The sequence below is a fragment of the Streptomyces sp. NBC_00385 genome (genome assembly GCF_035917155.1).
GTDB classification, from domain to species: domain Bacteria; phylum Actinomycetota; class Actinomycetes; order Streptomycetales; family Streptomycetaceae; genus Streptomyces; species Streptomyces poriferorum.
In genome coordinates this window covers 2,688,151-2,700,644 of the sequence record NZ_CP107951.1, presented here as the reverse complement: position 1 = coordinate 2,700,644, position 12,494 = coordinate 2,688,151, and the positions used below count along the sequence as shown (strand labels likewise).

The window sequence follows — 12,494 nt, the reverse complement described above, 5'->3', positions numbered from 1 at the left end:
GATGCGCAAGATACGCCCCGTCCCCCGCCCCCGCACCCTCCGTGTGCGACCGGACACGGAACGGGCCGGACTGTCGGTGGCGTACGGCAGGATGGGCCGGATGAGCGAACACCCGACGAGCGACGCGTTGCCGGAGTACGCGGAGCGCGTGCTCGACGTCGCCGAACTGATCCCGCCCGGCCGCGTCATGACCTACGGAGACATCGCGGAGTGGCTGGGGGACGGCGGACCGCGCCAGGTCGGCCGGGTCATGGCGCTGTACGGGTCCGCGGTGCCGTGGTGGCGCGTCGTGCGCGCCGACGGTGCGCTGCTGCCGGGCCACGAGCTGCGTGCGCTTGATCACTACCGCGAGGAGAACACCCCGCTGCGCGAGGCCCCGCGGTCCGCGGAGGGGCATGTCCCGCGTCTGGACATGCGGCGCGCACGCTGGGACGGCGGTGCGGGCGCGGAGGGCGACGACGGCGGGGGAGCTCACACCTGACAGCTTCGGCCATCCGGTGGCACATCGGGCGGAGCCGGGCCCGTACGACGTACAGGAAGCGTGCAGCGGGGGCCGTGCCGGGTCCTTCCGCCCGGCGGAATGTGACGGTGACCGGTCCTTCCGCCCGGCGGAACGCGACGACGCCGGGTCCTTCCGCCCGGCGGAACGTGACGATCCACGCAGTCGTCCCGCCCCAATCGGCGGTCCCGCCGGAGTAGCGTCGTCAGTTCGCGGCACGCGCCGCGCCCTCACCTCCAGCACCCCAGCACACCCACCAGGACCGGCGATCCCAACGTGAGCTCCTCCTCCACTGCCCGGAACAGTCCGCACCGTCAGGTACGGCAGGGGGTCCCCCCACGCCCGCAAGGGCGTAGGGGGAGGGCCACGGGCGCGTACCGGCTGGTGCGTACCCTGCCGGGCTCCGTGGATCCCCCTCTCCTTGACGCGGCGCAGCGAGCGGTGGTTGACCACGCCGGCGGCCCGCTCCTCGTCCTCGCGGGGCCCGGGACCGGCAAGACCACCACGCTCGTCGAAGCCGTCGCCGCCCGTGTCGCCCGGGGCGCGGACCCGGCCCGGATGCTGATTCTCACCTTCAGCCGCAAGGCCGCCGTCGAGCTGCGCGACCGGATGGCCGCCCGGCTCGGCGCCGTCCGAGGACCGCAGGCCACCACCTTCCACTCCTTCTGTTACGCCCTGGTGCGCGCCCATCAGGACGCCGACCTGTTCGCGGACCCGCTGCGGCTGCTCTCCGGACCGGAGCAGGACGTCACCGTCCGCGAACTGCTGGCGGGCCAGCTCGACCTGGAGAAGGAGGGCCACGACCACATCCGCTGGCCCGACGAACTGCGGGCCTGTCTGACGACGCGCGGTTTCGCCGACGAGGTGCGTGCCGTGCTCGCCCGCAGCCGTGAGCTGGGCCTCGGCCCGGACGCCCTCGCCGACTTCGCCCGGCGCACCGGCCGGCCCGACTGGGGTGCGGCCGCGGCCTTCCTCGCCGAGTACCTGGACGTGCTGGACGCCCAGGGGGTGCTGGACTACGCGGAGCTCGTCCACCGTGCCGTGCTGCTCGCGGAGCGCCCCGAGGTGTCGGGGCCGCTGGCCGGCAGTTACGACACGGTGTTCGTCGACGAGTACCAGGACACGGACCCGGCGCAGGTGCGGCTGCTGCACGCGCTGGCCGGGAACCGGGGGAGCACCCCGGGCGGCGGCGGGGGCCGGAACCTGATCGCCTTCGGCGACCCGGACCAGTCGATCTACGCCTTCCGCGGCGCCGACGTGAACGGCATCCTCGACTTCCCGGACGTGTTCCGGCGCGCGGACGGTGCCCCGGCCCCGGTCGGCGTCCTCACCACCTCACGCCGATCCGGCGAACGGCTGCTCGCCGCGACCCGTCTGCTCACCCGCCGGATGCCGCTCACCCGGCTGCCGTCGGCGAAGGTGCGCGCCCACCGGGAGCTCGGGGCGGTCCGAGAGGGCGGCGGCGTCGAGACGTACACCTACCCGACCGCGTCCACCGAGCTCGACAACATCGCGGACCTGCTGCGCCGGGCGCATCTGGAGGACGGGGTGCCGTGGCACGAGATGGCGGTCCTGGTCAGGGCGGGCGGGCGCACCATTCCCGCCGTGCGCCGGGCCCTGACCTCGGCCGGTGTGCCCCTGGAGGTCGACGGTGACGACCTTCCCCTGCGCCACGAACCGGCGGTGGCCCCGCTGCTGACGGCCCTGCGCACGGTGGCCACGGCGGCGCTGCGCCGGGGCGCGGACGAGGTCGCGGCGGTGCCGGAGACTCCGGCACCGGCGGACACGGGCACCTCGGCCGAGGACGCGGCGGAACCCGAGACACCCGCCCCGCCCCCCGCCCCCTGGCTCGACACCGAGACGGCGCTCACCCTCCTCGCCTCACCCCTCGGCTCCATGGACGCGGCCGACCTGCGCCGGCTCGGCCGGGCCCTGCGTGACGAGGAGCGCGCCGCAGGCAACCGCGTGCCCGCGCCCTCCGGTGAACTCCTCGCCCGCGCGCTCGCCGAACCGGAACGGCTCGTGACACACGACCCGGCGTACGCCCGCGGTGCCCAGCGCCTCGGCGCGCTGCTGCGCACGGCGCGTGAGCTCCTCGAAGCCGGCGGGACCGCCGAGGAGGCCCTGTGGGCGCTGTGGTCCGGCACCCCCTGGCCGGCCAGGCTGGAACGCGCCGCCCTGCGCGGCGGCGCGGGCGGCCGTAACGCCGACCGCGACCTGGACGCCGTCTGCGCCCTCTTCGACACCGCGGCCCGCGCGGAGGAGCGCACCGGGGGCCGGGGCGCGCTCAACTTCCTGGAGGAGGTCGACGCCCAGGACATCGCCGCCGACACCCTCTCCCGGCGCTCCGTGCGGCCCGACGCCGTACGGCTGATGACCGCGCACCGGTCCAAGGGCCTGGAATGGCGCCTGGTCGTCGTCGCCGGAGTGCAGGAAGGCCTCTGGCCCGACCTGCGGCGCCGCGGCTCGCTGCTCGAAGCGGACCGGATCGGCCGCGACGGCCTCGCCGAACCCCTCACTCCGGGCGCCCTCCTCGCCGAGGAACGCCGGCTCTTCTACGTGGCGGCGACGCGCGCCCGCGAACGCCTGATCGTCACCGCGGTCAAGGCGCCCGCCGACGACGGCGACCAGCCGTCCCGCTTCCTCACCGAGCTCGGCGTCGAACCCCGCGACATCACCGGCCGCCCGCGCCGGCCCCTCGCCGTCGCCGCCCTCGTGGCCGAGCTGCGCGCCACCACCGTCGACCCCGGCGCCTCCGACGCGCTGCGCGAGGAGGCCGCCCACCGCCTCGCCCGTCTCGCGGCCCTGAGCGACGACGAGGGACAGCCGCTCGTACCGTCGGCCCACCCCTACCGGTGGTGGGGCCTGTACGAGCCGACCCGCTCCGCCGTCCCGCTCCGCGACCGGGACCACCCCGTCGCCCTGTCCGGCAGCGCGCTCGACCAACTGGCCAACACCTGCGCGCTCCAGTGGTTCCTGGGCCGCGAGGTGAAGGCCGACGCCCCGGCGACCGCGGCCCAGGGCTTCGGCAACGTCGTCCACGTCCTGGCCGACGAGGTGGCCTCCGGGCGGACGCCCGCCGATCTGGCCGTCCTCATGGAGCGGCTCGACTCGGTCTGGGACGGGCTGGTCTTCGACGCGCCCTGGAAGTCGCAGCAGGAGAAGCAGCAGGCCCGCGTCGCCCTCGAACGCTTCCTGCGCTGGCATGTCATGGACCGCACCGGCCGCACCCCGGCCGCCAGTGAGCACGACTTCGACGTGACGCTGGAGGCGGGGGAGTACGAGGTGCGCATCCGGGGCTCCATGGACCGCGTCGAACGCGACGTTGACGGCCGGGCCTACGTCGTCGACTTCAAGACCGGCAAGCAGTCCCCGACGAAGGACGAGGTGGCCCGCCACCCACAGCTCGCCGTGTACCAGCTGGCGGTCCGGGCGGGCGCGGTCGACGAGGTCTTCGACGGCACGCGCCCCGAATCCGGCGGCGCCGAACTCGTACAGCTTCGCCAGCCCGCCCCCAAGAAGGAGGGCGGCGACGCCGTCCCCAAGGTGCAGGCCCAGGAGCCGCCCGACACCGAGTGGGTCTCCGATCTCCTGGCGACCGCCGCCGGCCGGGTCCTGGACGAACGGTTCACCCCGTCGACCGGACAGCACTGCTCCCACTGCACCTTCAAGGCCTCGTGCAGTGCGCAGCCGGAGGGCCGGCACGTCCTGGAGTGAGCGGGATCCGCCGTCGCGGCCGTCAGGGCTTGCGGGCCATCACCCCGTACACACTGACGTCGGCGTCGGTGACGTCGTTGATGCCCTGGTAGCGCGTCCGGTCCAGCGTGTCCAGACCCGCCACGAACTCCGGATCCGGGTCCTGGGACTCGGGCAGGTCGACGACATCCTCGGGCCGCCAGCGGTGTACCGGGACGACGCCGGGTTCGAGCATCTCCAGCCCGTTGTCCGTCACGAACCGCTCGACCTGCGCGTGCGTGCGGCGGACCATCGCGAACCCGCGCTCCTTGAACGACTTCGTGATCCGGCCGACCTGGTCGGGGTTGAGGTCCGAGCTGAGATTGCTCAGTACGAGGTAGCTGCCGGGCGCCAGGGCGTCGAGGAGCTGCTCGACGATCGGGTAGGCCGCCTCGTCCTCGATGAAATGGAGGACGGCGGCGAGGACGAGGGCGACGGGCCGGTCGAGGTCGAGGGTGCGGCGGGCCGCTTCGAGGATCTTGGCGGGGTCGCGCAGGTCCGCCTCGATGTAGTCGGTGTGGCCCTCGGGTCCGCTGGTGAGCAGGGCCTGCGCGTGGACGAGGACGACCGGGTCGTTGTCGGCGTACACCACGCGCGCGTCGGGGGCGATCGCCTGGGCGATCTGGTGCACGTTCTGCTGCGTCGGCAGCCCGGTCCCGACGTCCAGGAACTGCCGGACGCCGGCCTGCGCGGCGAGTGTGACGGCCCGCCGCATGAAGTCCCGGTTGTGCCGCACGGTGAGGTACCCGCGGGGATTGGCGGCCAGGGCAGCGGCCGCGGCCTCGCGGTCCGCCGGGTAGTTGTCCTTGCCGCCGAGGAAGACGTCGTAGACCCGCGCCGGGTGCGCCTTCGTCGTGTCGATGCGTGCCCTGAGCTCTGCGGCGTCAGGGGCGGGTGCGTCGGCGCTCATATGACCGTCCTCGTAAGGCTGTTGATGCGACAAGCAGTCAATTTAGACGGTCCTTCGCGGCCCGCGCCCCACCGGGACAACGGATACGCGGTCCCGCCGGCCGCCCCTTCACGGCTTCGTGGGTTGTCGGTGCGGCCGGTTAGCCTCTGTGGAGTGTCCTCACGTATCACCGATCCCGAGCAGCTCAAGGAGCTTCTCGGGATCCCCTTCACCCCGGAGCAGACGGCGTGCATCGTCGCGCCGCCCGCCCCGCAGGTGATCGTCGCCGGAGCCGGGTCGGGAAAGACCACGGTGATGGCGGCCCGCGTGGTGTGGCTGGTCGGGACCGGTCAGGTCGCCCCCGAGCAGGTCCTCGGGCTCACGTTCACGAACAAGGCGGCCGGCGAGCTCGCCGAGCGCGTCCGTAAGGCCCTGGTCGCCGCCGGGGTCACCGATCCGGACGTGATCGATCCGGACAACCCCCCGGGCGAACCCGGCATCTCCACGTACCACGCCTTCGCCGGCCGGCTCCTCACCGAACACGGGCTGCGGATAGGACTCGAACCCACCACGCGCCTCCTCGCCGACGCCACCCGCTACCAGCTCGCCGCCCGCGTGCTCCGCGAGGCACCCGGCCCGTACCCGGCCCTGACCAGGTCGTTCCCCACCCTGGTCAGCGATCTGCTGGCGTTGGACGCCGAGCTCGCCGAACATCTCGTACGTCCGGAACAGCTCGCGGCGTACGACACCGAGCTGCTCCGCACCCTGGAGACGGCCAAGCTCAGCAACGCGGAACTGCGCAGGATCCCCGAGACCTCCGAGGCCCGCCGCGAGCTGCTCTCGCTGACCCGGCGCTACCGGGAGGCCAAGCGCAGCCGCGACCTCCTCGACTTCGGTGACCAGATCGCCCTCTCCGCCCAGCTCGCCCTCACCCGCCCCGAGGTCGGCGCGATCCTGCGCGAGGAGTACCGGGTCGTCCTGCTCGACGAGTACCAGGACACCTCCGTCGCCCAGCGCCTCCTGCTCTCCGCCCTCTTCGGCAGCGGCCCCGACGGCATCGCCTCCGGACACGCCGTCACCGCGGTGGGCGACCCCTGCCAGGCCATCTACGGCTGGCGCGGCGCCTCCGTCGCCAACCTCGACGACTTCCCGAGCCACTTCCCGCACGCCGACGGCACCCCCGCCGCCCGCTACTCCCTCAGTGAGAACCGCCGCAGCGGCGGCCGTCTCCTGCACCTCGCCAACGGGCTCGCCGCCCCCCTGCGCGCCATGCACGAGGGCGTCGAGGCGCTGCGCCCCGCCCCGGGCGCCGAGCGCGACGGCCTGGTCCGCTGCGCGCTGCTGCGCACCCACGCCGAGGAGCTCGACTGGCTCGCCGACTCCATCGCCCACCTCGTGCGCACCGGCAAGGCCCCCGGCGAGATCGCCGTCCTGTGCCGCACCGCGGGCGACTTCCCCGAGATCCAGGCCGCGCTCGTCGACCGGGACATCCCGGTCGAGGTCGTCGGCCTCTCCGGACTGCTCCACCTCCCCGAGGTCGCCGACCTCGTGGCCGTCTGCGAGGTCCTCCAGGACCCGGGGGCCAACGCCTCCCTGGTCCGGCTGCTCACCGGCCCCCGCTGGCGGATCGGCCCCCGCGACCTGGCCCTGCTCGGCCGCCGCGCCCGCCTCCTCGTCCACCGCGCCTCCCACACCGACGACGACTTCGACCCCGACCGCCGGCTCGCCGAGGCCGTCGAGGGCATCGACCCGGCCGAGGTGATCTCCCTCGCGGACGCCCTGGACACCTTCCTCGACTCCGGCGGCGAACAGGACGACCGGCTGCCGTTCTCCGCCGAGGCCCGGATCCGCTTCGCCCGCCTCGCCACCGAGCTGCGCGACCTGCGCCGCTCGCTGTCCGACCCGCTGATGGACGTCCTGCACCGGGTCCTCGCCACCACCGGCCTGGAGGTCGAGCTCTCCGCCTCGCCCCAGGCCCTGGCGGCCCGCCGCCGCGAGACCCTCGCCAACTTCCTCGACGTCGCCGCCCGGTTCGCCGCCGTCGACGGGGAGGCCACGCTCCTCGCCTTCCTCGGCTTCCTGCGCACCGCCGTGCAGTACGAAAAGGGCCTGGACAACGCGCTGCCCGGCGGCGAGAACACCGTCAAGGTCCTCACCGCCCACAAGTCCAAGGGCCTGGAGTGGGACGTCGTCGCCGTGCCCGGCCTGGTCACCGGCCAGTTCCCCAGCGGCCAGTCCCGGGACGCCTGGACCTCCCAGTCCCAGGTCCTCCCGCACGCCCTGCGCGGCGACACGGCCACGCTGCCCGTCCTCCACTCCCTCGACGCCAAGGGGCTCAAGGACTTCAAGGCGGAGATGAAGGAGCACCAGCACACCGAGGAGCTCCGCCTCGGCTACGTCACCTTCACCCGGCCCCGCACCCTGCTGCTCGGCTCCGGCCACTGGTGGGGCCCGAGCCAGAAGAAGCCGCGCGGCCCCTCGGCGTTCCTGGACGCGCTGTACGAGCACTGCGCGGCCGGCTACGGCGAGATCGAGGCCTGGGCGGACGAGCCCGCCGAGGGCGAGGAGAACCCGGCCCTCGGCGAGGCCACGGCCGACCACGCCTGGCCGCTGCCGCTGGACACCGCCGCGCTGACCCGTCGCCGGGCCGCCGCGGACACGGTGATGGCCCACCTGGAAACGCTGGCCACGGCGGGCCCGGTGCCCGATGTGTACGCGGCGACGGAGCCGTCCCCGCCGGACGATCCCGCCTTCGACGAGGTCTTCCCGGACGACGAGCTGTTCCCCGAGGACGACCCCTTCCTGGACGACGCACCCTTCCCCGATGACGACGACGTGCCCCGGGCCCCCGACTCCCCGCACGTCCCGGCGGCCCGCGCCCCCGAGCACCTCCCCGCGCGCCTCACCCCCGAGGAGTCCCGGACCCTCGCCTCCTGGGACCGCGACCTCGACGCCCTCGCCGGGGAGCTGCGCCGGGCCCGCGCCACCGTGCGCGACGTGATCGTGCCCGCCTCGCTCTCGGCCACCCAGCTGCTGCGCCTCGCCGACGACCCCGACGGCTTCGCCCGGGAACTGGCCCGCCCCATGCCCCGCCCCCCGCAGCCCGCCGCCCGCCGGGGCACCCGCTTCCACGCCTGGGTCGAGTCCCGCTTCGAGGAGCTGCCGCTGCCCATGCTCGGCCCCGACGAGCTGCCCGGCGGTGAGGAGAGCGACGCCGACATCGCCGACGAGCGCGATCTCGCCGAGCTCAAGGAGGCCTTCGAGCGCACCCCGTACGCCCGCCGCACCCCCTACCGCGTCGAGACGCCGTTCCAGATCACCCTGGCCGGCCGGGTGATCCGGGGTCGCATCGACGCGGTGTACCGCACGGGGGACACGTACGAGATCGTCGACTGGAAGACCAGCCGCACCAACACCGCCGACCCCCTCCAGCTCGCCGTCTACCGCCTCGCCTGGGCCGAACTGCACGGGCTGCCGCTCACCGACGTGACGGCCACCTTCCTCTTCGTGCGCAGCGGCGAGAGCGTCCGCCCCACCCGCCTCCCGGGCCGCCCGGAACTGGAGCGGATCCTCCTGGACGAGCCACCTCCTACGGACGGATAAGCTGAAGGTCATGAGCGACACCCCGGACAGCGCCGTCCGTACGTACACCGAGCAGCACCGCGCAGCCTTCCTCGACGACCTCGCCGAGTGGCTGCGCATCCCGTCCGTATCCGCGCAGCCGGAACACGACGGGGACGTACGCCGCAGCGCCGCCTGGCTGGCCGCCAAGCTGAAGGAGACCGGCTTCCCGGTCACCGAGATCTGGGAGACCGACGGCGCACCCGCCGTCTTCGCCGAGTGGCCGTCCGACGACCCGGACGCACCCACGGTCCTCGTCTACGGGCACCACGACGTGCAGCCCGCCGCCCGCGAGGACGGCTGGGACACCGACCCGTTCGAACCGGTGATCCGTGACGGCCGGATGTACGGGCGCGGCGCGGCCGACGACAAGGGGCAGGTGTTCTTCCACACCCTCGGCGTCCGGGCCCATCTGGCCACCACCGGCCGCACGACCCCGGCGGTCCACCTCAAGCTCCTCGTCGAGGGCGAGGAGGAGTCCGGCTCGCCGCACTTCCGCGCCCTCGTGGAGCAGCGGGCCGACCGCCTCGGTGCGGACGCCGTAATCGTCTCCGACACCGGCATGTGGGACGAGACGACTCCGACCGTCTGCACCGGCATGCGCGGCCTCGCCGAGTGCGAGATCGAGCTGCACGGGCCGGCGCAGGACATCCACTCCGGATCGTTCGGCGGCGCCGTCCCCAACCCCGCGACGGAGATCGCCCGGCTGGTCGCGGCGCTCCACGACGCCGACGGCCGGGTCGCCGTACCCGGTTTCTACGACGGCGTTGCCGAACTCACCGACACCGAACGCGCACTCTTCGCCGCACTGCCCTTCGACGAGGCCACCTGGCTGCGTACCGCCAAGTCGCAGGCGGCCTCCGGCGAGGCCGGGTACTCCACGCTGGAACGCATCTGGGCCCGCCCCACCGCCGAGGTCAACGGCATCGGCGGCGGCTACCAGGGTGCCGGAAGCAAGACGGTCATCCCGTCCTCCGCCCTGGTCAAGATCAGCTTCCGCCTGGTCGACGGCCAGGACCCGGACCGCGTCCAGAAGGCGGTCCGGGCCTGGGCCGAGGACCGCATCCCGGCCGGCGTCCGCCACCGGATCGACTTCCTCCCGGCCACCCGCCCCTGCCTCACGCCTCTGGACCACCCCGCGCTGCAGGCCGTGGCCCGCGCGATGGGACGGGCCTTCGGCCAGAAGATCCTCTTCACCCGCGAAGGAGGCTCGGGACCCGCCGCCGACCTCAGGGACGTGCTCGGCGCCCCCGTCCTCTTCCTGGGCATCTCCGTACCGTCCGACGGCTGGCACGCCCCCAACGAGAAGGTCGAACTCGACCTGCTGTTCAAGGGTGTGGAGACCACCGCCCACCTCTGGGGCGAACTGGCAGCCGCACTCCGCTGAATCCTCTGAACACCCGATCCATCCCGGGGGAGTAGGAAGCACCTGTGAGCACCTTCGACAACGCCACCACGGACCGGCCCATCGGTCTGACCGCGCCGAGCGGCATCGACCGCGCGGCGCACCACCGCCTCGACGAGGCCTGGCTGTCCGCCGCGTGGAGCCACCCGACGACCCGGGTCTTCGTCGTCTCCGGCGGGCAGGTGCTGATCGACGACACCGCCGACGGCACCGAACTCGTGATGACCCCCGCCTTCGAGGCACCGGTCACCGAGACCCACCGCTACTTCCTCGGCACCGATGACGACGGGGTCAGCTACTTCGCCCTCCAGAAGGACACGCTGCCGGGCCGCATGGACCAGTCGGCGCGCCCGGCGGGCCTGCGCGAGGCGGGCCTGCTCCTCGGCGCCCGCGACGCCGGGCTGATGGTGCACGCGGTGGCGCTGGAGAACTGGCAGCGGCTGCACCGCTTCTGCTCGCGCTGCGGTGAACGTACGGTCATCGCGGCGGCCGGCCACATCCGCCGCTGCCAGGCCTGCGGCGCCGAGCACTATCCGCGTACCGACCCCGCGGTCATCATGCTCGTCACCGACGACCAGGACCGCGCACTGCTGGGCCGCCAGGTCCACTGGCCCGAGGGCCGGTTCTCCACCCTGGCCGGATTCGTCGAGCCGGGCGAGTCCATCGAGCAGTCCGTGGCCCGCGAGGTGTTCGAGGAAGCGGGCATCACGGTCGGCGAGGTCGAGTACATCGCCAGCCAGCCCTGGCCCTTCCCCTCCAGCCTGATGCTCGGCTTCATGGCTCGGGCCACGACCTTCGACATCAACGTCGACGGCGAGGAGATCGAGGAGGCCCGCTGGTTCTCGCGCGAGGAGCTGACGGCCGCCTTCGAGTCGGGCGAGATCCTGCCGCCGTTCGGCATCTCGATCGCCGCCCGCCTGATCGAGATCTGGTACGGCAAGCCGCTCCCGAAGCCGGTCCGCGCGAGCTGACCCGGCGGGGCCGCCGGCTCAGTCGAGCAGCGCGGCCGTGAACGTCTCGCGGTGGGCGGACAGCCAGGCCTGCACCCGGTCCCAGCGCTGCCACCCGCCGCGCTCGGCCAGCACGCGGAGGTAGACGGGATCACCGTCGGCCACGCGGCGGGCGACGAACGCCCGGCAGACTTCCGTGGCCCGTTCGATCATGCCGGGCAGTGCGGCACGGTCCTCGGGCGTGAGGCCGTAGCCGTCGGCGAGGATCCGCAGCCGCGCGGACGCGTCCAGCCCGGCGGGATACAGGGCGGACGCGGACTCCGGATCAAGAATCGGCACCCAGTAGCGGGCAGCCATGGCGACGTCCCAGAGCGGACGGCCGGGAGCCGCCAGGTCGAAATCGATCAGGGCGGCGGCACGGCCGTCGCGGAAGACGACGTTCTCCGGGCACACGTCGTTGTGGCATACCACCGTTCCGCCCTCAGGGTCGGCGAGGTCCCGGGGCCACGCGACGTCCGGGTCGACCGCGATGCCCGCCGAGGCCTCGTGCAGGCGGCGCAGCAGGACCCCCACCGACTCGAGCGCGGTCGCCGTCATCGCCCAGGACGGGAACGGCGGCAGCGCCACATCACCGGTAACGAACGTCAGCCGCTCACGGCCGTCAGCGGTGAGGCCCACGGGAGTCGGGGCCGCGCCGAAGCCGGACTCCTCCAGCGCGAGGAGATGGGCATGGAGGGCGTGTGCGTGGTGCGGCGCCGGACGCTCCACCCACGCACCCCGGCGGAATACCGCCCCCGCGTTCGCCGTGCCGCCGGCCAGCTTCTCGCCGGCCACCTCGTCCTCGGTCGTCATGCCGATCACGCTATCGCCGGGCCGGTCCCGCGCGGGCGGACAACGCGAAGGCCTCCATGCCGCCCCGCGCGGGCGGACATGCGAAGACCCCCGAACCGGCGCCGGGCCGGTCGGGGGTCGTGTGCGTCAGTGGGTCAGGCGCCCAGCGCCTGCTTCACCTGGGCGAGGCTCGGGTTCGTCAGGGTCGAGCCGTCGGGGAAGAGCACGGTCGGGACCGTCTGGTTTCCGCCATTCGCCTTCTCGACGAAGGCCGCCGACTCCGGGTCCTGCTCGATGTTGATCTCGGTGTACGCGATGCCCTCGCGGTCCATCTGGCCCTTGAGCCGACGGCAGTAGCCGCACCACGTGGTGCTGTACATCGTCACAGTGCCCGGCATGTCTTCGCGCTCCTCTGTCTCATCGGCCGCGGCAATCCCGCCACGTCCCGCCCCATCGCGTGCGCGTCTCGTCCGTCACACGTGAATCGGGGGACATGCGTTGCCGCACGGAAGGAGAACGCACGTGACCTGGCCACCATTCCCGGACCCGCCCCCGATTAGTACG

At 73.5% G+C, this 12,494-nt stretch carries 8 protein-coding genes; 5 read left to right on the top strand and 3 right to left on the bottom strand.

The features are described from left to right. The first annotated feature begins 100 nt into the window (after nt 1-100). Nucleotides 101-481: an MGMT family protein gene (locus OG959_RS11660; protein WP_442805560.1), complete on the top strand. Its 381-nt coding sequence runs from the start codon at nt 101-103 to the stop codon at nt 479-481. A 294-nt stretch (nt 482-775) separates the two neighbouring features. Next, on the top strand, nt 776-4,216 hold the full coding sequence (locus OG959_RS11655; RefSeq protein ID WP_442805559.1) for an ATP-dependent helicase: 3,441 nt from the start codon (nt 776-778) through the stop codon (nt 4,214-4,216). Between the two features lie 22 nt (nt 4,217-4,238). Here OG959_RS11655 and OG959_RS11650 read toward each other — a convergent pair whose 3' ends face one another. Next, the gene (locus OG959_RS11650) at nt 4,239-5,144 is read right to left on the bottom strand and encodes an SAM-dependent methyltransferase (RefSeq protein WP_326658080.1); all 906 of its coding nucleotides are present in this window, start codon (nt 5,142-5,144) and stop codon (nt 4,239-4,241) included. Nucleotides 5,145-5,297: 153 nt separating this feature from the next. Between OG959_RS11650 and OG959_RS11645 the strand changes: the two genes are divergently transcribed. Genes OG959_RS11645 through nudC form a run of 3 tightly spaced genes read left to right on the top strand, consistent with a single transcriptional unit; the run spans nt 5,298 to nt 11,120 of the window. Next, nucleotides 5,298-8,726: an ATP-dependent DNA helicase gene (locus OG959_RS11645; protein ID WP_326658079.1), complete on the top strand. Its 3,429-nt coding sequence runs from the start codon at nt 5,298-5,300 to the stop codon at nt 8,724-8,726. A gap of 10 nt (nt 8,727-8,736) precedes the next feature. Beyond that, the gene (locus OG959_RS11640; RefSeq protein WP_326658078.1) at nt 8,737-10,131 is read left to right on the top strand and encodes a dipeptidase; all 1,395 of its coding nucleotides are present in this window, start codon (nt 8,737-8,739) and stop codon (nt 10,129-10,131) included. A 44-nt stretch (nt 10,132-10,175) separates the two neighbouring features. Continuing rightward, the gene (gene nudC, locus OG959_RS11635) at nt 10,176-11,120 is read left to right on the top strand and encodes an NAD(+) diphosphatase (protein WP_219572277.1); all 945 of its coding nucleotides are present in this window, start codon (nt 10,176-10,178) and stop codon (nt 11,118-11,120) included. Between the two features lie 18 nt (nt 11,121-11,138). Here nudC and OG959_RS11630 read toward each other — a convergent pair whose 3' ends face one another. Both OG959_RS11630 and OG959_RS11625 read right to left on the bottom strand, forming a co-directional pair. After that, complete coding sequence (locus OG959_RS11630; RefSeq protein ID WP_326658077.1) at nt 11,139-11,951, bottom strand: phosphotransferase; 813 nt, start codon at nt 11,949-11,951, stop codon at nt 11,139-11,141. Between the two features lie 134 nt (nt 11,952-12,085). Further along, nucleotides 12,086-12,328 (bottom strand): mycoredoxin, encoded by a 243-nt coding sequence (locus OG959_RS11625; protein WP_148020608.1) that lies wholly within the window; start codon nt 12,326-12,328, stop codon nt 12,086-12,088. Nucleotides 12,329-12,494: the final 166 nt, after the last annotated feature.

Excerpts from the sequence above, each read along its gene's own strand:
- OG959_RS11650 (WP_326658080.1), bottom strand. The coding sequence starts at position 5,144 with ATGAGCGCCGACGCACCCGCCCCTGACGCCGCAGAGCTCAGGGCACGC.
- OG959_RS11660 (WP_442805560.1), top strand. The coding sequence starts at position 101 with ATGAGCGAACACCCGACGAGCGACGCGTTGCCGGAGTACGCGGAGCGC.
- OG959_RS11625 (WP_148020608.1), bottom strand. The coding sequence starts at position 12,328 with ATGCCGGGCACTGTGACGATGTACAGCACCACGTGGTGCGGCTACTGC.
- OG959_RS11640 (WP_326658078.1), top strand. The coding sequence starts at position 8,737 with ATGAGCGACACCCCGGACAGCGCCGTCCGTACGTACACCGAGCAGCAC.
- OG959_RS11630 (WP_326658077.1), bottom strand. The coding sequence starts at position 11,951 with ATGACGACCGAGGACGAGGTGGCCGGCGAGAAGCTGGCCGGCGGCACG.